Here is an 18058-nt window from a genome sequence, read left to right on the forward strand (position 1 = left end):
TCAGCAGCTGCCGGTGGCGCTCGGGGTGGGGGAGGGCTTGACGGCCAGGGCGAGGGCCGCGGCCGCCTGGGTCTCGTCCAGCAGGGCGTTGTAGCTGTCGCCGATCACGAAGTCCACGCTGGTGTCGGTACGGGCGTCGGCGGTCACGCTGGCCCCGGCGATCTGGGAGCCCACCAGGGTGCCGGCCGCGACGCCGGTCGGGCCGGCGATCACCTGGGCGGTGCCGGGCACCTTCTTGTCCAGCTCGGCGGGGGCGTTGCCGACCTTGCCGATGGTGAAGCCGCGCTTCTTGAGCTCGTCGGCGGTCCGTCCGGCCAGGCCGGCCTTGGTGGTGGCGTTGTAGACGTTCACCGTGACGGCCGAGGGCTGCGGGACGGCGTGCGGGTCGACCGGCGCGCCGGAGGCCGCGGGGGCGCCCGGGGTGGCGCCCGCCGTCGGGGCGGCCAGCGGCTTCCCGGACGGGGTGGCGCAGGCCTGGGCGGAGGCGTTCCTGTCCTTGCCGCGGAAGATGTCGTACAGCTGGACGCCGCCGAGGCCGATCAGGGCCAGGGCGAGCAGGGCCGCGAGTGCGGCGATCACCTTGCGACTCTTCTTCGGGGGCCGGCCCAGCCGCGGGTAGGCGTTGCCGGTGACGCGGTACTGCTTCCCCTTGAGGCCTTGGGGAGTCAACATGCTCACGGGTCTGTCTCCCCCTCGTGCCGGGGCGGGGTCGGGATGACGGGTGGGCCAGGGCGGGGGGTCCTCCGGGAGCGGGCGGATCCCCTGGTCGCGGCCGTAGTCAGCAGCGTAGTGCCGGACAGCTGTGAAGGTACTAAACGATCATCATCTGGAGTACCCCGGTACCCGAAAGGGGGTACCCGGGTACGCGCGGACCGCCCTCCGCCGGGTGGCGAGGGGGCGGTCCGGAGTCGGCGGAGTGCGGCCGTCAGTCCATTTCCAGGACACGGGCGTGCAGCACCTGGCGCTGCTGCAGCGCGGCCCGTACGGCCCGGTGCAGCCCGTCCTCCAGGTAGAGGTCGCCGCGCCACTTGACCACGTGGGCGAAGAGGTCGCCGTAGAAGGTCGAGTCCTCGGCCAGCAGGGTTTCCAGGTCGAGCTGGCCCTTGGTGGTCACCAGCTGGTCGAGCCGCACCGGGCGTGGGGCGACGTCAGCCCACTGTCGGGTGCTCGTCCGGCCGTGATCCGGGTACGGCCGCCCATTGCCGATGCGCTTGAAGATCACACGGAAAGCCTACCGTTCGGACGGCGCACGGCGCAGCAGCCGTGCCTCCGCCACGCGCACCGGTGCGAGCTGCGCGGGGGCGATTGCGGCTGTTTGATGGGAAATGTCGCGAACATCGCCCGGTCCCGGCCGGGTTCAGGCCCGGCTTCCGACCGCCGATCCCGTCCAGGAGCGTGCACCGATGGACTCCGCCCCCACCCCGACGACCGTCCGGGAGATCGCCGACGGGTACGCCTTCACCGGGCCCGCCCTCGACCTCGGCGCGGTGCTGCTGGACGGCACCGCCTACCCCGACGCGCAGGTGCGCGTCCCGCTCGCGGTCCTCAACCGGCACGGACTGGTCGCCGGGGCCACCGGCACCGGGAAGACCAAGACCCTCCAGCTGATCGCCGAACAGCTCTCCGCCCAGGGCGTGCCGGTGTTCCTCGCCGACATCAAGGGGGACGTCTCCGGCATCGCCGCACCCGGCACGCCCGGCGAGCGCACCGCCGCCCGCGCCGCCGAGGTCGGACAGGACTGGACGCCGCTGGGCTGCCCGGTCGACTTCCACTCGCTCGGCGGGCAGGGCGCCGGCATCCCGATCCGGGCCACCGTCACCAGCTTCGGCCCGCTGCTGCTGTCCAAGGTGCTGGACCTGAACGAGACCCAGGAGTCCTCGCTCAGCCTGGTGTTCCACTACGCCGACCGCAACGGCCTGGAGCTCTACGACCTCAAGGACCTCACCGCCGTCATCGGCCACCTCACCTCGCCCGAGGGCAAGGAGGAGCTGCGCACCATCGGCGGCCTCTCCGCCGCCACCGCCGGGGTGATCCTGCGGGCGCTGACCGTGCTGGAGAACGAGGGCGCCGGGGCGTTCTTCGGCGAGCCCGAGTTCGACACCGCCGAGCTGCTGCGCACCACCGCGGACGGCAGGGGCGTCGTCTCGGTGCTGGAACTGCCCGCCGTGCAGGACCGGCCACGGCTGTTCTCCACCTTCCTGATGTGGCTGCTCGCCGACCTCTACCAGGAGCTGCCCGAGGTCGGCGACCTCGACCGGCCCAAGCTGGTGTTCTTCTTCGACGAGGCGCACCTGCTGTTCAAGGGCGCCTCCAAGGCCTTCCTGGAGGCGATCACCCAGACCGTGCGGCTGATCCGCTCCAAGGGCGTGGGCATCTTCTTCGTGACCCAGACGCCGCGGGACGTCCCCGCCGAGGTGCTCGCCCAGCTGGGCAACCGGGTGCAGCACGCGCTGCGCGCCTTCACCCCGGACGACGCCAAGGCGCTCAAGGCCACCGTCTCCACCTTCCCCCGGTCCACCTACGACCTCGCGACGGTGCTCACCTCGCTGGGCACCGGCGAGGCCGTGGTGACCGTGCTCTCCGAGAAGGGCGCGCCGACGCCGGTCGCGGCGACCAGGCTGCGGGCGCCCCGCTCGCTGATGGGGCCGATCGAGCCGGGGGCGCTCCAGGCGGCCGTGGACGCCTCGCCGTTGACGGCGCGCTACCGGGACGCGATCGACCGGGAGTCCGCGTACGAGAAGCTGGCGGCCCGGGCGCCCCGGCCGGACGCGGCACCGGTCGGGCCGGCGGAGCCCGAACCCGCGCCCGCGCCCGCTCCGCGGCGGGAGGAACCCCAGGGGGCGGGCGGGCTGCTGGGCTCGCTGCTCAACAACCCGACGGTGAAGTCCTTCGCCCGCTCGGCCGGGAAGCAGCTCGGGCAGGAGATCTCGCGCAGCCTGTTCGGGACGTCCAAGCGGCGGCGCTGAGTTCGGGCCCCGGGCGCCGGGCGCCGGGCGCCGCTACCCGGCGAGGGCCGCGCCGATCCGGTCCAGCGAGGACAGCCGCATCAGGCCGTAGTGGTAGAACTCGACCTCGGGGACGCCGAGTCGGCGCAGTTCGGCGAGCTTGGCGGCGAGGTTCTCCGGGCCGTCGCAGTCCGAGGCCATCGGGCGCAGGATCACCGCCATCCGCTCCGGGCGGACGCCGTGCAGGGCGAACGCGGCGACCTTCTCCCGGACTTCGCGCGCGGTCGCGGCGTAGCCGAGGGTCTCGATCTGGTCGGTGGCCCGGGCGAGGGAGGGCAGGTCGATGCCGGACAGCCAGCCCTTGCCGGGGCCGCCGCCGTCCATGAAGCTCAGCCGCATGCCGTGGCGGCGGGCCTGCTCGGTGAGGTCGGCGGCGAGCGCGGTGACGGTGGCGGCGGAGGCGTCCACGTACGCGGCGAAGGCGCCGTCGGCCAGGGTGCTGAGGTCGGCGGGCGCGGCGGCGGCGTGCCGGTCGGCCAGCCGGCGCCGCAGTTCGGCCCGGACGGCGTCGGCGACCCGGTCGGCCGGGACGCCCGCGCGGGTGGCGGCGGCGCGGCAGTGCGGGCAGAAGCAGACGCCGAGCAGGGCCTCGGCGGTCGGGCCCAGCTCCTCGAAGTAGCGCTCGTGGTGGTAGCCGTGGCGCAGGCCGTGGAAGTGCAGGGACTCGGCGCGGATCGCGTCCACGCCGTAGCGGGCGAGCTCCGCCACCAGGGTCAGCGCGTACTCGCGGACCTCGGGGTGGGCCGGGCAGAGCTCGGTGAGGTGGCGGTCGCCGAAGGCGTTGGCCGGGGCGCAGTCGGGGTGGGCGAAGCCGAGCCGGTCGTTGTGGCAGAAGACCGTCCAGGCGTGCAGTTTCAGGCCGCGGCGGCCCGCCTCGGCGGCGGCCTCGGCGAAGGGGTCGCGGTCGCCGATCGCGGTGGACGGCACGGGCGCCAGCCGGCGGCCCTGCCAGCGGGCCGGGTCGGGGCGGAAGTAGGCGGCGCCCGGCTCCAGGTAGCGGATCACCCGGCGGGGGTTGTGCGGGAAGACGTCACGGGCCTCGTGGTAGACGGAGGCCAGGGTGACGCCGCCGACGCCGGCCCGGTCGGTGAGGTTGCCGAAGAAGGTGTCGGCGCCCTCGTCGAGCAGGTCGGTGGCGAAGGCGAGGACGGACGACTCCACGGTGCGGCTCCGGAGCTGGGGGCAGGTGCGCCGTTCACGCTAGCCGCAGGGGTGGCAATGGTCTATACCTGGCGGGGCCGATCGGCCGAGGGCGCCCGCTCGGCCGGACGGGCTGGACGGGCCGGACGGGCCGGACCCTAGAGGCCCAGGTCGTCGAGCTCCTTGAGCAGGGCGGCGTTGGGGCTGCCCGGGGCGGGGGTGGCGGCCGGGGCGGGGGTCGCGGGCACCGGCTTCGACCGGGCCCGGTCGCGGAGCAGGACGGCGGCGGCCAGTCCGCCGATCAGCCCGCCGAGGTGGCCCAGCCAGCTGACGCCGGGGAAGACCGGCAGCACGCCGATCAGGATCGTCCAGTAGACCGCGGCGACGCCGAGGCCGACGACCGCGTCGAGCACGTTGCGGTCCAGGACGCCGCGCAGCACCACGTAGCCGAGGTAGCCGTAGACCATGCCGCTCGCCCCGGCCGTCACGTGGTTCGGGCTCTCCAGCAGCCAGACCAGCAGCCCGCCGGAGACCGTGATCACCAGGCTCGCCAGCAGGAACTTCCGCATGCCCCGGTAGGCGGCCAGGAAGCCGAGCACGAACAGCGGCCAGGAGTTGGAGACGATGTGGTCCCAGCTGAAGTGCAGGAAGGGCATGGTGAACATCTCGGGCAGGTCGTCCACCCGCTCCGAGCGCAGCCCGTACTCCCTGGACAGGTCGTAGTCGTCCAGCCAGTTCACCACCTGGACCGTCCAGATGACGGCCTGGATCCCGAGCATGGTCAACAGCGCGCGGCGGGAATCCGAGAGCAACTGGGCGAGTTTCGAGGCCATGAGGTCGACTGTAGGGGCCGCCGGATCGGTCGTGCACCCCATTACAGTGACCGATGTCATCCCGACCGTGAGAGGTGCACCCAATGAGTGTTCGCCCGCCGCTGCCGTACGAGTTCCTGCCGCAGGTGCCGTCCTTCCCGCTGAGCAGCGAGGACTTCACCGAAGGCGCCACGCTGGACCGGGAGTTCATCCATGCGGGCGGCAACCTCTCGCCGCAGCTGGCCTGGTCGGACCTGCCGGAGGGCACCCGGAGCATCGCCGTCACCTGCTACGACCCGGACGCCCCGACCGGCTCCGGCTGGTGGCACTGGCTCGCCCTGAACCTGCCCGCCGACACCGTCGAACTGCCGCGCGGCGCCGGTTCCTCGGACGACGCCCTGCCCGGCGCGGACTCCTTCCACGGCCGCAACGACTTCCCCTCCCACCAGTACGACGGCGCCGCCCCGCCGCCCGGCGCCCCGCACCGGTACGTGTTCGCGGTGCACGCGCTGGACGTCGAGAAGCTCGACGTCGGCGCCGACACCCCGCCGGCCCAGGTGGGCTTCCACCTCACCTTCCACACCCTGGGCCGGGCGCTGCTGACCGGCGAGTACGGGGTCTGAGCGGCGTGGTGCCCGGACGTCCGGTCGAGGTCTGGCGGCTGCCCGAGGAGGAGCGGCGGGCCGGCCGCCGGGCCGTGACCTGGACGGTCGGGCCGGACGGGGACCTGGCCGTCCTGCTGGTGCCGGACGAGTACGCGGCGCCGGCCGGGTCGTGGCCGGCCGTCCGGCTGCCCTACGACGGCGAGGTGCCGGTGGCACCCGGGACGGCCGGTGAGCGGCGGGTGCCGCTCACCGGCGTCGCGGTGCCGCCGGACCACCTGGCGCTGCTGCCGGGCGGGCGGGTGCTGCTGGCGGCCGTCCGGGCGGACCGGGACGGCGAGGAGTGGCTGCCGAACGGCTCCGTGTACGGCCCCGACGGGACGCCGGGGGCGGAACTCGTCCTCGGTGACGACACGGGTGTGCTGGTGACCGACCGGGACGGCCGGATCTGGATGGCCTACGGCGACGAGGGCATCTACGGCGACCACCCGACGGCCACCGCGGGACTGCTGGCCGCCGACGCCCGGGGGCGGGTGGTGTGGAGTCCGACCGGCCTGCCGGCCGACCCGCTGGAGGGCCTGGCCGGTGCGACCGAGGGCCGGTGCGCCTGGCTGGCCTGGTACCCGAGCTCCTCGGGCAGCCACCTCACCCGGATCGACCCGGCCGACGGGACGTCGGGCACGGTGCCCTGCCCCGCCCGGCAGCCGGTCGGCTTCGCGGTCCGGGGGCGCGAGGGCGTCTTCCTCACCGGGGGCGGCGAGTTGACCTGGCAGCTGCTGGTCGGGAAGGCCTGGAAGCAGACCGCGCGGCGCAAGCCGGACCTGCCCGGCGAACTCGACCGGCAGCGGGCGTACGGGCGGGACGGCGTGCTGTGGTTCCGCCGCGGTGACGGCTGGTACCGGGTGTCCGTTTAGGCGCTGTCGGGCCTGGGCCCGTCGGTCGCGGCGTGCGCGGCCCGCGCCGCGACCGTGCGCAGGTGCTCGCGCAGCTCCGGGGGTTCGTGCACCTCGAAGTCGCAGTCCAGCATGAGCAGTCCGGCCGCCATCCACTTCAGCGAGTCCGCGCGGGCGCGCAGCCGGCAGCTGCGGTCGTCGATCGGCTCGATCTCGTAGTCGCCCGTCCAGGGCATCCAGCCGTCGACCTCGGCGGCGGGGCGGTGCACGGTGGCCACCATGGAGCGGGTCGGCGAGCGGCGCAGCCGGTTGGCCACGAACACGGCGGCGTCCTCGGCGGGGAGCGGGCGCGGGGTGAAGCGGGCGCCGGTGGCGAAGGGGTCGGCGATCCGGTCGACCCGGAAGAGCCGCCAGTCGTCCCGGTCCAGGTCGTAGCCGATCAGGTACCAGCGGCGGCCGGTGGAGACCAGGCGTTCGGGTTCGACGTTGCGCCGGGTCTCGGCGCCGTCGCGGGCCCGGTAGCCGAAGCGCAGCCGCTCGTGGTTGGTGACGGCGCCGGCCAGCAGGGTCAGCGCCTCCGGGTCGACGGTCGGGCCGTCCCCGGTGAGCAGCGGCACGGTGGCGGAGTTGAGGGTGCCCACCCGGTGCCGCAGCCGGGCCGGCAGCACCTGGAGCAGCTTGCCGAGGGCCCGTACCGAGGCCTCCTCGATGCCGACCACGGCGTGCCCGGCGGCCGCCCGCAGGCCCACCGCGATGGCCACCGCCTCCTCGTCGTCCAGCAGCAGCGGCGGCATCGCGGTGCCCGCGACCAGCCGGTAGCCGCCGACCGCGCCCATGCTGGCCTGCACCGGGTAGCCGAGCTCGCGCAGCCGGTCGATGTCGCGGCGGATCGTGCGGGGGCTGACGCCGAGCCGCTCGGCGAGTTCGCTGCCGGGCCATTCGCGCGGGGTCTGCAGCAGGGAGAGCAGGTTGAGCAGTCGGGCCGGGGTGTCGGTCATGCCGTCCAGCATGCCGGAGCAAGTGGGACAGATCCTGACCTACATGGCCGTTACCGTCCTCGATGTGGAGAAGCGGACGAGCGAGGAGAACGGCATGAGTACGGCGGGAGCCGACCGGCGGAGGTGGATCGCGCTGGCGATCGTGATGGTCGCCTCCTTCATGGACCTGGTGGACGTGACCATCGTCAACATCGCCATCCCCAGCATCCAGCAGGACACCGGCGCCTCGTTCAGCGCCATCCAGTGGGTCACCGGCGGCTACGCGCTGGCCTTCGCCATCGGGCTGATCACCGGCGGACGGCTCGGCGACATCCACGGCCGCAAGCGGCTGTTCCTGATCGGGATCACCGGCTTCACGCTGGCCTCCGCGCTGTGCGGTCTGGCCGGCGGCCCGGAGATGCTGGTCGCGATGCGGATCCTCCAGGGCGGGACGGCCGCCCTCATGGTGCCGCAGGTGCTGTCGATCATCCACGCGACCTTCCCGGCGGAGGAGCGCGGCAAGGTCTTCGGGATGTTCGGCGCGGTGGTCGGCCTGGGCGCGGTGTCCGGTCCCATGATCGGTGCGCTGCTCACCGAGTGGAACCTGCTCGGCCTCGAATGGCGGCCGATCTTCCTGATCAACCTGCCGGTCGGCATCGCCGGGCTGCTCCTCGGCCGCCGCTTCATCGACGAGTCCAAGGCCGAGCACGCGCTCAAGCTCGACCTGGTCGGCGTCGCGCTGGCCAGCCTCGGCCTGCTGATGCTGATCTACCCGCTGACCCACGGCCGGGAGGCCGGCTGGCCGCTCTGGGGCTACCTGTCGATGGCCGGCAGCCTGCCGGTGTTCCTGCTGTTCGTGGCGTACGAGAAGGTCAAGACCCGGCGGGACGGCTCGCCGCTGGTCGAGCTGTCGCTGTTCCGGGTGAAGAGCTTCGCGGCCGGGATCTGCGTGCAGCTGGCCTTCGGCGTCGCGCTGGGCATCTTCTTCCTGGTCTGGACCCTCTACATGCAGGTCGGCCTCGGCTGGAGCCCGCTCAAGGCCGGTGCCACCGGCATCCCCTTCTCGATCGCCGTCTCCACGGCGGCCGGGCTGTCGGTGCAGAAGCTGGTGCCGCGCTTCGGGCGCAAGGTGCTCCAGGCGGGCGCGCTGGTGATGGCGGCGGGCGTGCTCACCTACATCTGGGAGGCCGACCGGTACGGGACGGCCATCTCGGCCTGGCAGATGGCGCTGCCGCTGGTCGTGATGGGCCTCGGGATGGGGCTGATCGTCGCGCCGATCACCGACGCGGTGCTGTCCGAGGTGCCGCGCCGGCACGCCGGCTCGGCCTCCGGCCTGATCAACACCGTGCAGCAGGTCGGCAACGCGCTCGGGCTCGGCCTGGTGTCGGTCGCCTTCTTCGGCGCGATGGACGACGTGGTCGCGCCCGACGCGCTGGGGACGGCCTTCGGCGGGGCGTTCGTGCACGCGATGTGGTGGGTCACGGGGGTGCTGGTGGCGGTGTTCCTGCTGATGTTCGCGCTGCCGCGCAAGCGGGCGGTGGCGCCGGTCGAGGCCGGCGGGTCGGAGGGGACCGACGGCTCGGAGCGTCCCGGCGGCCCGGCGGAGACCGGCGGCTCGGATGAGGCCGGCGGTTCGGAGGAGACCGTGGTGGAGCGGCCGGTCCTGGTCTGAGCCCCGCTCCTCCCGGCCCGGGGCCCCGGTCGCACTGCGCGACCGGGGCCCTCACCGCACACTGGGAGGGTCATGGACCGTACGGCGGTGGACTCCTCGGTGCTGCGCTCGGTCGGGTACGACCCCCGGGCGCGGGTGCTGGAGCTGGAGTTCACCGGCGGGCGGGTCTACCGGTACGCGGGCGTGCCGCCCCGGGTGCACCGGGAGCTGCTCGCGGCGGAGAGCCACGGGCGGTACTTCGTACGGTCGGTGCGCGGGCGCTACGCCTACGCGGCGGTGCCGGCCGGCCGGTAGCTTCAACGGGCCCCGGTGACGGCCGCGGTGACGGACCGGGTGGTGGTGCGGGGCTTCGCGGCGGCCTTGGCCTCCTTCGCGGCGCGCTTCGTCTCCTGCTTGAACTCCCGCACCAGGATGAGGGATTCGGGCCCGGTGATGTCGGCGACCGAGCGGTGCGCGCCCTCCTCGCCGTACGCGCCGGCCGCCTCGCGCCAGCCCTCCGGCCGTACCCCGTACTGCTTGCCGAGCAGGGCCAGGAAGATCTGCGACTTCTGCTTGCCGAAGCCGGGCAGCGCGTTGAGCCGGCTGAGCAGCTCCTTTCCGGTGCGGGCGTCCTTCCACAGCGCGGCGGCGTCGCCGTCGTACTGCGCGACCAGGAACTGGCACAACTGCTGGACCCGTTTGGCCATCGCGGCCGGGTAGCGGTGGACGGCCGGTTTGGCCGACAGCAGGGCGACGAACTCCTCGGGGCCGTAGGTGGCGATCTCGTGGGCGTCGAGATCGTCCCCGCCGAGTCGTCGGGCGATGGTCAGCGGGCCGGTGAACGCCCACTCCATCGGGACCTGTTGGTCCAGCAGCATGCCGACGAGCGCGGCGAGCGCGCTCCGTCCGAGCAGTTCGTCGGCCTCGGGCTGCTGGGCGAGCCGGACGGTGACGTTCATGAGGTGGGGCCTCCTCGGAGTTGACGTCGGTCGGCGCCCAGTCTGGATGACGCGGCGTGGGCGGACACCGTCAACACGCCCGTAGCTGGGGAAGTCTTGGTGTTCAAACCCTTGTCAGGCCTGCTTTGTTCGTTGGCGGAGCGGTTGTCGGGGGCTGCTCGCGGGTGCGACGGAAAAAAATTTGTCCGTGGCTGTCACATCGGTCGCGCGGGCCGGGTCAGTGCTGTGTCCGACCGGATCCGAGCACATCGGATCGACCACCCACCGAACGGGGAGCACTCCAATGTCCGTCGCCCACACCGTCGTCACCGTCCTCGGCGCCCTCATGGTCGGCTTCTCGGCGTACTCCGTCTTCGCCGGGGCTGAGTACGTCGTGGGACCGCTCGCCGAGTACGGCGTCCCGCGCGCCTGGTGGACCTGGCTCGGCGTGGCCAAGGCCGCCGGCGCCCTCGGCCTGCTGGCCGGCCTCGCCGTCCCGGCCGTCGGCTACGCGGCCGCCGTCGGCATCGTCCTCTACTTCCTCGGTGCCGTGGTCACCGTCGCCCGCGCCCGCGCCTACGCCCACATCCCCTTCCCGCTGATCTACCTGGCCCCGGCCGCCGCCTCCCTCGCCCTCGGCCTCGCCGCCTGACCCACCCCCCGCCCCCTGGGCCGGCCCACCGCCCGGCGGCCGGTCCCGGGGGCGGGGGCATTGTTCCAGGGGCGGGGCATCTCGTATGACTGTTTCGGTTGTGGCGGTGCCGGGAGGTGACGGGGGGTCATTCTTGATCCCCAACGACGTGTCGAGAAAGGCCCGCCGCCGTGAGCCAGCCGTTCGAACTGCCGTCCTTCTACGTGCCGCACCCGGCGCGCCTCAATCCCCATCTGGAAGAGGCACGGGCCCATTCCTCGGTCTGGGCCCGGGAGATGGGGATGCTGGAGGGGTCGGGGATCTGGGACCAGGCCGACCTGGACGCCCACGACTACGGGTTGCTCTGCGCGTACACCCACCCCGACGCCTCCGCCGAGGCGCTGTCGCTGGTGACCGACTGGTACGTGTGGGTGTTCTTCTTCGACGACCACTTCCTCGACATGTACAAGCGCACCAACGACCGCCGGGCCGGCAAGGCGCACCTCGACCGGCTGCCGCTGTTCATGCCCGCCGATCCGGCCGCGCCGGTGCCCGAGCCGGAGAACCCGGTCGAGGCCGGGCTGGCCGACCTGTGGCGGCGCACCGTGCCGGTGATGGGCGAGGACTGGCGGGTCCGGTTCGCGGAGAGCACCCGCAACCTGCTGAACGAGTCGCTGTGGGAGCTCGCCAACATCGACGCGGGCCGGATCGCCAATCCCGTCGAGTACATCGAGATGCGCCGCAAGGTCGGCGGCGCGCCGTGGTCCGCGCAGCTGGTGGAGTACGCGGCCGGGGCCGAGGTACCGGCGGAGGTGTCGGGCTCGCGGGCGCTGCGGGTGCTGATGGACGCCTTCTCCGACGCCGTGCACCTGCGCAACGACATCTTCTCCTACCAGCGCGAGGTCGAGGACGAGGGTGAACTGAGCAACGGGATCCTGGTGTTGGAGCGCTTCCTGGAGTGCTCGACCCAGGACGCCGCCGAGGCGGTGAACGACCTGCTCACCTCACGGCTGCAGCAGTTCGAGAACACTGTGTTCACCGAACTGCCGGTGCTGTTCGAGGAGGCCGGGCTGGACCCGGCGGGCCGGGCCCGGGTGCTGGCGTACGTCAAGGGGCTGCAGGACTGGCAGTCCGGCGGGCACGAGTGGCACATGCGGTCGAGCCGGTACATGAACGGCGGTGGTGCCGCGGCGACTTCGGCCGGTGGGGCGGGTTCGGCCGGCGGGGTGCCGCCGGGCAGCGGGGGCGGGCTGCCGGGGCTGCCGGGGTTGCCGGGGCTTCCCGGGGCCGGCAACTGGTGGGACCAGTACGCGATCGGCGGGATCGGGACCTCGGCCCTGGACATCCTGCGGAAGGGGGCGGTCGGCGGCGCACCGGCGGGCGGTGGGTTGCCGTCCGGCACCGGGCCGACGGCGGCACCGGCCGTGCGGCGGGCGCGGTCGCACGCGCACCGGCCGTACCGGGCCGTCGGGCCGTCCCGACTTCCGGAGTTCGAGCTGCCGTTCGGTCTCACCCTGAGCCCGCACCTGGACGGTGCGCGGGAGCGGGTGATCGAGTGGGCCGAGCGGGTCGGGCTGCTGGACGCGGCCGTCCCCGGCGTCCCCGGCTCGGGCATCTGGGACGCCGCGTCGATGCGCGACTACGACCTCGCGCTGTGCGCGGCCGGCCTCCAGCCGGACGCCACCGTCGACGAACTCGACGTCGCCTCGGCCTGGTTGGCCTGGGGCACCTGGGCCGACGACTACTACCCGGTGGTCTACGGCCGCACCCGCGACCTGGCCGGGGCGAAGGCCGCCACCGCCCGGCTGCCGCTGTTCATGCCGGTGGACGGCACCCCCGCGCCCGAGCCCGCCAACGTGCTGGAGCGCTCCCTCGCCGACATCTGGGAGCGCACCGCCGCCCCGATGACCGTCGAGGCCCGGGGCCGGCTGCGGGATTCCGTCGAGGTGATGACGGCGAGCTGGATCTGGGAGCTCGCCAACCAGATCCAGAACCGGATCCCGGACCCGGTGGACTACCTGGAGATGCGCCGCACCACCTTCGGCTCCGAGCTCACCACCCTGCTCGCCCGGCTCGGCCACGGCCGGACCGTGCCGGAGGAGGTCTACCGGCACGGCTCGATGCGGGCGCTGGAGAACTCCGCGATGGACTACGGCGCCATGGTCAACGACCTGTTCTCGTACCAGAAGGAGATCGAGTACGAGGGCGAGCTGCACAACATCGTGCTGGTGGTGCAGAACTTCTTCGACTGCGACTACCCCTCGGCGGTCCGGATCGTCGACGACCTGATGCACTCGCGGCTGGAGCAGTTCCAGCACGTCGCGCAGAAGGAACTCCCGGTGATGTACGAGGACTTCGGGCTGTCGGCGAAGGCCCGGGGGCTGCTCGACGGGTACGTGCGGGAGCTGGAGAACTGGCTGGCCGGCGTGCTGAACTGGCACCGGGAGTGCCGCCGGTACCGGACCGAGGACCTGGAGCGGCACTTCGGCGCGGAGCGGGACCTCGCGGGCGCGGTCCGGGACCGGGCGGGGACTGCCCCGGCGGGCGCGAACCCGGCGGGCGCTCCAGCGGCCTCGACCCCGGCAGCCGCGCCGGCGCCTCGGCCCGGCGTGGGTGCGGCCGCGGGGCCGCTCGGCCCGACCGGTCTGGGCACTGCCTCGCTGCGCCCCCCGTTCGGCGCGGCGGCCCCGGCGAACTGACCTGACCCTCCCGGACGGAGCCCTCCTGGACGGAGCCCTCCCGGACGGAGCCCTCCTGGACGGAGCCCTCCCGGACGGAGCCCTCCCGGACGGAGCCCTCCCGGACGGAGCCCTCCTGGACGGAGGCGCACCTGGACGGAGGCGGGCGCCCCCGGCGCCCCCCCCCGGGGGGGGCGCGGGGGGGGGGGGCGGGGGGGGCGGGGGCGCGTGTGTGGAGAGCCTCGGGGTTCTCTCGCGGGGGCGGCGCCGCGGGGGGGGCGCCGCCGCGTCGTGGCTAGGCTGGCGAGTCGGGGGCCGTGCGCGCCTTCCGGCGCGCGCCCGCACCGTCGTACACGAGGGCTGAGAGATGGCAGTGCTACCTGAGGGCACACCCTGCTGGGCCGACGCGATGTTCACCGACCTGGAAGGCGCCAAGGCCTTCTACGGGGACGTCCTCGGCTGGACCTTCGGCGAGAGCTCGTCGGAGTACGGCAACTACACCCAGGCCTATTCGGACGGCAAGGCGGTGGCCGCGATCGTGCCGCCGATGCCCGGCCAGCAGGCGCAGTCCGCCTGGTGCCTGTACCTCGCCTCGCCGGACGCCGCCGCCACCGCCGAGCGGATCCGCACCAACGGCGGCGAGGTGGTGATGGGGCCGATGCAGGTCGGCGACTTCGGCACCATGGTGATCGCCAAGGACCCGGGCGGGGTCGTGTTCGGGGTCTGGCAGGGCGGCACCCACGAGGGCTTCGAGAAGCAGGACGCGCCCGGCGCGTACGCCTGGGCCGAGCTCGTCACCCGCGAGCCCGGGAAGGCCGACGCCTTCTTCCCGGCCGTCTTCCCGTACGGCGTGCGGAAGATGGACTCCGAGCAGTTCGACTACCGGATGTTCCTGGTCGGCGGCCGGCCGGTGCTGGGCCGGATGGGCGCGGAGGGCGACTTCCTGCCGCCCGAGGCGCCCTCGTACGTGAGCGTCTACTTCGCCGTGGACGACACCGACGCCGCGATCGGACGGCTGACGGCGCGCGGCGGCAAGGTGTACTTCGGCCCGATGGACAGCCCGTTCGGGCGGTTCGCGGCGGTCGGCGACCAGCAGGGTGCGGCCTTCGGGCTGATCGACCTGGGCCGCACGGTGGGGGACCAACCGCCGACGGTGGACGTCTGATGGGCGAGCGCGAGGACCTCGTCGAGACCCTGGACAAGCACCGCGGCCTGCTGCGACGCACCGTCCGGGACCTCACCGACGAGGAGGCGGCGCGGCGCACCACCGCCAGTGAGCTGTGCCTGGGCGGCCTGATCAAGCACGTGGCGGCGGTGGAGGCGCGCTGGGCGCGGTTCATCACCGGGGGAGCGGAGGCGATGCGCGGCGGGGACGGCGGCTCCGGTGGGCACGGCGGCTCCGGTGCCGGCGGCGTCGACGAGTGGGCGGCGCAGTTCCGGATGGCCGAGGGCGAGACCCTGGCCGGGCTGCTCGCCGGGTACGAGGCGGTGGCGCGCGGCACGGACGAGCTGGTCCGGAGCCTGCCCGACCTCGACCACGGCCACCCGCTGCCGTCGGCGCCCTGGTTCGAGCCGGGGGCGAGCTGGTCGGCCCGACGGGTGCTGCTGCACCTGATCGCGGAGACCGCGCAGCACGCCGGGCACGCGGACATCATCCGGGAGGCGCTGGACGGGGCGAAGTCGATGGGCTGAGCGGGTGACCCCCACACCTCGGCTCACACCTCGGCTCACACCTCGACGCCGAGCAGCTCGCGCAGCGCCCGGCCGCCGTCCGGGGTGACCCGCAGGGCCCGGCCGGAGCCGATCCGCTCGACCCAGGCGCGGTCCAGCGCGGTGCGGCAGAGCGCCGCGCCGAGCGCGCCGCCCAGGTGGCTGCGGCGCTCCGTCCAGTCCAGGCAGCTGCGCACCACCGGGCGCCCGCCCGGGCGGCCGGCCCGGGCCGGCAGGTCGATCCGCTGGGCGGCCAGCCAGGCGTGGCCGCGCTCGGTGACGGCGAGCCCGGCGCGGTCGCTGACCAGGCCGCGGTCGATCAGGGCCTCGGCGACGGCCACGCCGAGGCGCCCGGCCAGGTGGTCGTAGCAGGTGCGGGCGCGGGCCTCGGCGCTCTGCCGGGTGGCCTCGCGCAGGGTGCGGGGCGCCGGTCCGGCCCGGCGGGCGGGCTCGCCGGGACTTCCGTCGGCCGTACCCCCGGCGGGCTCCGGGCCGGTCTCGGCGAAGACGGTGAGGTCCTCGATCAGGGTCGCGACGGCGGGCGAGGCCAACCGGACGTACCGGTGCCGCCCCTGGCGTTCCTCGCTCAGCAGGCCGCCCGCGATCAGCCGGGACAGGTGCTCGCTGGCCGTGGACGGCGCGACCCCGGCCGCCCGGGCCAGCTCGCCCGCCGTCCAGGCGCGGCCGTCCAGCAGGGTGGAGCAGAAGGCGGCGCGGGTGGGGTCGGCGAGCAGCGCGGCGAGGGCGGCGAGCGGGGAGCCGCGGTGGTCCACCGGCGTGCGTTCGTGGTCGGGCATGCCTCCATGGTCGTCCCGGCACGGTTCGGCCGGGGCCGAAACGACTCGGGGCCACGATGACGGCATGAACGAAGTGATCTTCGCCCGCTACGAGGACGTGACCGCGGCCCTGGCCGACCCGGCGCTGGTCCCGCCGCCCGCGACGCCCGGCCGGTACGGCACGGTGGCCTGGCTGCGGTCCACCGTCGCCCGGTTCAGCGCGGGCGAGCCGCACGCCCGCCGCCGGGCGCTCGTCCTCGCCGACCTGGCCCGGCTGGACCCGGGCCGGCTGCGGATCCTGGCCGCGGGCGGCTACGAACCGGACGTACGGCTGCGGGTGGTGCGGGTGCTGGCGACGGCGCTGGGGCTGGCCGGGCCGGAGGCCGTCGCGCGGGACGTGAAGGCGGTCGCCCGGGCGTACTTCGACCCGGCGCCGGACGGTTCGGCGCCATCCGGCTCGGTGGCGGAGGCGGACGCGGCGGTGGCCCGGCTGCTGCCCGCGATGGGCGACGCCGACGCGGAGACGGCGGCGAACCGGATCGGCCTGCTGGTGCAGGCCTGCGAGGCCACCGCGGCCCTGGTCGAGCACGCCCGGCGCGGCGGCGGGGTACCGGACCTGGCGGCGGTGCTGCGGGAGGACCCGCCGGTCCGGGCGATGCGCCGGTTCGCCGCCCGGGCGACCGTGGTCGGCGGGGTCGCCGTGCCGGCCGGCGCGCGGGTGCTGCTCGACCTGGACGCCGCCCGGGAGCCCGGGCGGGAACCGCTGGCCTTCGGCGCCGAGCCCCGGCTCTGCCCGGGCCGCGCGCACGCCCTGGTGATCGCCGAGGGCATCCTGTTCGGCGCCTCCGACCCGGCGGACGGCTCGGGCCCGCCGGCCGGGGAGCAGCCCGGCCCGGCCGAACCGGCCGAGCTGATCCCGGCGGCGGTCCGGCACGTGCTCGCCCTGGCGGACACCTGGACGGCCTGGGACGGCCGACCGGTGGTCAACGCCGACGGCCGGACGTACACCCCGCACAAGGTGGTGCGCCGGGTCGCCGACCACCTGCTCGACCACCTGGCCGAAGTGGAGGCCCGGCTGGTCGGCGAACCGACCGCGCCCGACCACTGGCACGCCTCCCTGGTCACCACCCCGGCCGACCTGGCGCCGTTCACCGCCGCCGACCTGGACGAGGCCCGCAGCCGGCTCACCCGGCTCGGCGCGATCTGGGCCCACCGGGTCGCCGCGCTGCCGGAGCGGCAGCTCGACGACTCGCCGGGGACGGGCTGGAGCATCCGGCAGATCGTCCGTCACCTCGCCGAGGCCGCCGCCTACTACGCGGACTCGCTGGGCCCCGTCGGCCCGGTCGGCCCCGTCGGCCCCGTCGTAGCCGCTCCGGCCGCACCCGCCACCACGACCGAGGAGCAGACCCGATGACCACCCCCGACCCGATGACCACCCCTGCCCCGATGACCACCCCCGCCCCGCCGACCGCCTTCGCGGCCCTGCACCACCGCCCCGGCCGCCCGCTGCTGCTCCCGAACGCCTGGGACCACGCCTCCGCCGCCGCCCTGGCCGCCGCCGGCCACCCCGCGATCGGCACCACCAGCCTGGGAGTGGCGGCCGCCGCCGGACTGCCCGACGGCGCGGCCGCCACCCGCGCGGAGACCGTCCGGCTGGCCCGCCGGCTGGGCCGCGACGACTACCTGCTGAGTGTCGACGTGGAATCCGGATTCAGTGACGACCCGGTCGAAGTGGCCGCGCTGGCCGTGGAGTTGGCTGGCTTCGGGGTGGTCGGCATCAACCTGGAGGACGGCCGGCCGGACGGCACCCTGGCGCCGGTCGAGCTCCACGCGGCCAAGGTCGCCGCGGTGAAGGCCGCCGTGCCGGAGCTGTTCGTGAACGCCCGCACCGACACCTACTGGTGCGGGCACGACGAGCCGGAGCCGGAGACCGTACGACGGTTGGACGCGTACCGACGGGCGGGCGCGGACGGCGTGTTCGTGCCCGGGCTGAGCGAGCCGGCGGCGATCGCCGAGCTGGTCGGAGGGCTGTCCGTCCCGCTCAACGTCCTCTGGACGCCGACCGGTCCGAGCCTCGCCGAGCTGGCCGGGCTCGGGGTGGCCCGGGTCAGCACGGGCGGGCTGCTGTACCGCGCGGCGCTGGCGGCGGCGGTGGCGACGGCCGCCGCGGTGGCCTCGGGCGGGCCGGTCGGTCCGCTGCCCGGCTACGCCGAGGTCCAGGCGCTGAGCGGGAGTTGACGACCTG

Annotated in this window: 18 protein-coding genes; 11 read left to right on the forward strand and 7 right to left on the reverse strand. The window is 74.5% G+C overall.

What is annotated here, in order from left to right:
* Together ACFWXO_RS11995 and ACFWXO_RS12000 are read right to left on the reverse strand one after the other, a co-directional pair.
* Positions 1-672 (reverse strand): LytR C-terminal domain-containing protein, encoded by a 672-nt coding sequence (locus ACFWXO_RS11995; RefSeq protein WP_375882919.1) that lies wholly within the window; start codon positions 670-672, stop codon positions 1-3.
* A gap of 253 nt (positions 673-925) precedes the next feature.
* Complete coding sequence (locus tag ACFWXO_RS12000) at positions 926-1222, reverse strand: type II toxin-antitoxin system VapB family antitoxin (RefSeq protein ID WP_014136828.1); 297 nt, start codon at positions 1220-1222, stop codon at positions 926-928.
* Positions 1223-1403: 181 nt separating this feature from the next.
* On the opposite strand from ACFWXO_RS12000, the gene ACFWXO_RS12005 reads away from it, so the two are divergent.
* Positions 1404-2966, forward strand: coding sequence for a helicase HerA-like domain-containing protein (locus ACFWXO_RS12005; RefSeq protein ID WP_380523420.1), 1563 nt, complete (start codon positions 1404-1406; stop codon positions 2964-2966).
* A gap of 33 nt (positions 2967-2999) precedes the next feature.
* Here the strand turns inward: ACFWXO_RS12005 and ACFWXO_RS12010 are convergent, their stop codons facing one another.
* Positions 3000-4166: a hypothetical protein gene (locus tag ACFWXO_RS12010; protein WP_380523421.1), complete on the reverse strand. Its 1167-nt coding sequence runs from the start codon at positions 4164-4166 to the stop codon at positions 3000-3002.
* 137 nt (positions 4167-4303) lie between these two features.
* The gene (locus ACFWXO_RS12015; protein ID WP_380523422.1) at positions 4304-4978 is read right to left on the reverse strand and encodes a rhomboid family intramembrane serine protease; all 675 of its coding nucleotides are present in this window, start codon (positions 4976-4978) and stop codon (positions 4304-4306) included.
* Between the two features lie 83 nt (positions 4979-5061).
* On the opposite strand from ACFWXO_RS12015, the gene ACFWXO_RS12020 reads away from it, so the two are divergent.
* Positions 5062-5580: a YbhB/YbcL family Raf kinase inhibitor-like protein gene (locus tag ACFWXO_RS12020; RefSeq protein WP_375882577.1), complete on the forward strand. Its 519-nt coding sequence runs from the start codon at positions 5062-5064 to the stop codon at positions 5578-5580.
* Positions 5581-5588: 8 nt separating this feature from the next.
* On the forward strand, positions 5589-6473 hold the full coding sequence (locus ACFWXO_RS12025) for a hypothetical protein (protein WP_380523423.1): 885 nt from the start codon (positions 5589-5591) through the stop codon (positions 6471-6473).
* Here the strand turns inward: ACFWXO_RS12025 and ACFWXO_RS12030 are convergent.
* Positions 6470-7450, reverse strand: a complete 981-nt coding sequence (locus tag ACFWXO_RS12030; RefSeq protein ID WP_380523424.1) for a helix-turn-helix transcriptional regulator — start codon at positions 7448-7450, stop codon at positions 6470-6472. The genes ACFWXO_RS12025 and ACFWXO_RS12030 overlap by 4 nt on opposite strands.
* Before the next feature lie 94 nt (positions 7451-7544).
* Between ACFWXO_RS12030 and ACFWXO_RS12035 the strand changes: the two genes are divergently transcribed.
* Both ACFWXO_RS12035 and ACFWXO_RS12040 read left to right on the forward strand, forming a co-directional pair.
* A complete protein-coding gene (locus tag ACFWXO_RS12035; protein ID WP_380523452.1) occupies positions 7545-9101 on the forward strand; it encodes an MFS transporter in 1557 nt (518 codons plus the stop codon).
* Between the two features lie 72 nt (positions 9102-9173).
* Positions 9174-9395, forward strand: coding sequence for a KTSC domain-containing protein (locus ACFWXO_RS12040; protein WP_375882570.1), 222 nt, complete (start codon positions 9174-9176; stop codon positions 9393-9395).
* A gap of 2 nt (positions 9396-9397) precedes the next feature.
* Here the strand turns inward: ACFWXO_RS12040 and ACFWXO_RS12045 are convergent, their stop codons facing one another.
* Entirely contained in the window at positions 9398-10039 is a 642-nt protein-coding gene (locus ACFWXO_RS12045) for an HhH-GPD-type base excision DNA repair protein (RefSeq protein WP_380523425.1), read from the reverse strand.
* Between the two features lie 283 nt (positions 10040-10322).
* Here ACFWXO_RS12045 and ACFWXO_RS12050 point away from each other — a divergent pair, with 283 nt between their 5' ends.
* The 4 genes from ACFWXO_RS12050 to ACFWXO_RS12065 all read left to right on the forward strand — a co-directional run bounded on the left by ACFWXO_RS12050 (position 10323) and on the right by ACFWXO_RS12065 (position 15019).
* Entirely contained in the window at positions 10323-10670 is a 348-nt protein-coding gene (locus tag ACFWXO_RS12050) for a DoxX family protein (RefSeq protein ID WP_375882567.1), read from the forward strand.
* A 170-nt stretch (positions 10671-10840) separates the two neighbouring features.
* Positions 10841-13348, forward strand: a complete 2508-nt coding sequence (locus ACFWXO_RS12055; RefSeq protein ID WP_380523426.1) for a germacradienol/geosmin synthase — start codon at positions 10841-10843, stop codon at positions 13346-13348.
* Positions 13349-13694: 346 nt separating this feature from the next.
* Entirely contained in the window at positions 13695-14492 is a 798-nt protein-coding gene (locus ACFWXO_RS12060; protein ID WP_375882555.1) for a VOC family protein, read from the forward strand.
* Positions 14492-15019 carry a DinB family protein gene (locus ACFWXO_RS12065; RefSeq protein WP_375882553.1) on the forward strand — a complete coding sequence of 176 codons (528 nt, stop codon included), beginning with the start codon at positions 14492-14494 and terminating at the stop codon, positions 15017-15019. Before ACFWXO_RS12060 ends, ACFWXO_RS12065 begins: the two co-directional genes overlap by 1 nt.
* A 35-nt stretch (positions 15020-15054) precedes the next feature.
* Here the strand turns inward: ACFWXO_RS12065 and ACFWXO_RS12070 are convergent, their stop codons facing one another.
* Positions 15055-15834: an ArsR/SmtB family transcription factor gene (locus tag ACFWXO_RS12070; RefSeq protein ID WP_380523427.1), complete on the reverse strand. Its 780-nt coding sequence runs from the start codon at positions 15832-15834 to the stop codon at positions 15055-15057.
* A 64-nt stretch (positions 15835-15898) separates the two neighbouring features.
* Between ACFWXO_RS12070 and ACFWXO_RS12075 the strand changes: the two genes are divergently transcribed.
* Positions 15899-17227 carry a hypothetical protein gene (locus tag ACFWXO_RS12075; RefSeq protein ID WP_380523428.1) on the forward strand — a complete coding sequence of 443 codons (1329 nt, stop codon included), beginning with the start codon at positions 15899-15901 and terminating at the stop codon, positions 17225-17227.
* Positions 17224-18051, forward strand: coding sequence for an isocitrate lyase/phosphoenolpyruvate mutase family protein (locus ACFWXO_RS12080; RefSeq protein ID WP_380523429.1), 828 nt, complete (start codon positions 17224-17226; stop codon positions 18049-18051). Before ACFWXO_RS12075 ends, ACFWXO_RS12080 begins: the two co-directional genes overlap by 4 nt.
* Positions 18052-18058: the final 7 nt, after the last annotated feature.

The organism is Kitasatospora sp. NPDC059088 (assembly GCF_042738155.1).
In the GTDB taxonomy this organism is placed as follows: Bacteria; Actinomycetota; Actinomycetes; order Streptomycetales; family Streptomycetaceae; genus Kitasatospora.

Excerpts from the sequence above, each read along its gene's own strand:
- ACFWXO_RS12075 (WP_380523428.1), top strand. The coding sequence starts at position 15,899 with ATGAACGAAGTGATCTTCGCCCGCTACGAGGACGTGACCGCGGCCCTG.
- ACFWXO_RS12040 (WP_375882570.1), top strand. The coding sequence starts at position 9,174 with ATGGACCGTACGGCGGTGGACTCCTCGGTGCTGCGCTCGGTCGGGTAC.
- ACFWXO_RS12045 (WP_380523425.1), bottom strand. The coding sequence starts at position 10,039 with ATGAACGTCACCGTCCGGCTCGCCCAGCAGCCCGAGGCCGACGAACTG.
- ACFWXO_RS12070 (WP_380523427.1), bottom strand. The coding sequence starts at position 15,834 with ATGCCCGACCACGAACGCACGCCGGTGGACCACCGCGGCTCCCCGCTC.
- ACFWXO_RS12030 (WP_380523424.1), bottom strand. The coding sequence starts at position 7,450 with ATGACCGACACCCCGGCCCGACTGCTCAACCTGCTCTCCCTGCTGCAG.
- ACFWXO_RS12015 (WP_380523422.1), bottom strand. The coding sequence starts at position 4,978 with ATGGCCTCGAAACTCGCCCAGTTGCTCTCGGATTCCCGCCGCGCGCTG.
- ACFWXO_RS12080 (WP_380523429.1), top strand. The coding sequence starts at position 17,224 with ATGACCACCCCCGACCCGATGACCACCCCTGCCCCGATGACCACCCCC.
- ACFWXO_RS12005 (WP_380523420.1), top strand. The coding sequence starts at position 1,404 with ATGGACTCCGCCCCCACCCCGACGACCGTCCGGGAGATCGCCGACGGG.
- ACFWXO_RS12050 (WP_375882567.1), top strand. The coding sequence starts at position 10,323 with ATGTCCGTCGCCCACACCGTCGTCACCGTCCTCGGCGCCCTCATGGTC.
- ACFWXO_RS12060 (WP_375882555.1), top strand. The coding sequence starts at position 13,695 with ATGGCAGTGCTACCTGAGGGCACACCCTGCTGGGCCGACGCGATGTTC.
- ACFWXO_RS11995 (WP_375882919.1), bottom strand. The coding sequence starts at position 672 with ATGTTGACTCCCCAAGGCCTCAAGGGGAAGCAGTACCGCGTCACCGGC.
- ACFWXO_RS12020 (WP_375882577.1), top strand. The coding sequence starts at position 5,062 with ATGAGTGTTCGCCCGCCGCTGCCGTACGAGTTCCTGCCGCAGGTGCCG.
- ACFWXO_RS12065 (WP_375882553.1), top strand. The coding sequence starts at position 14,492 with ATGGGCGAGCGCGAGGACCTCGTCGAGACCCTGGACAAGCACCGCGGC.
- ACFWXO_RS12035 (WP_380523452.1), top strand. The coding sequence starts at position 7,545 with ATGAGTACGGCGGGAGCCGACCGGCGGAGGTGGATCGCGCTGGCGATC.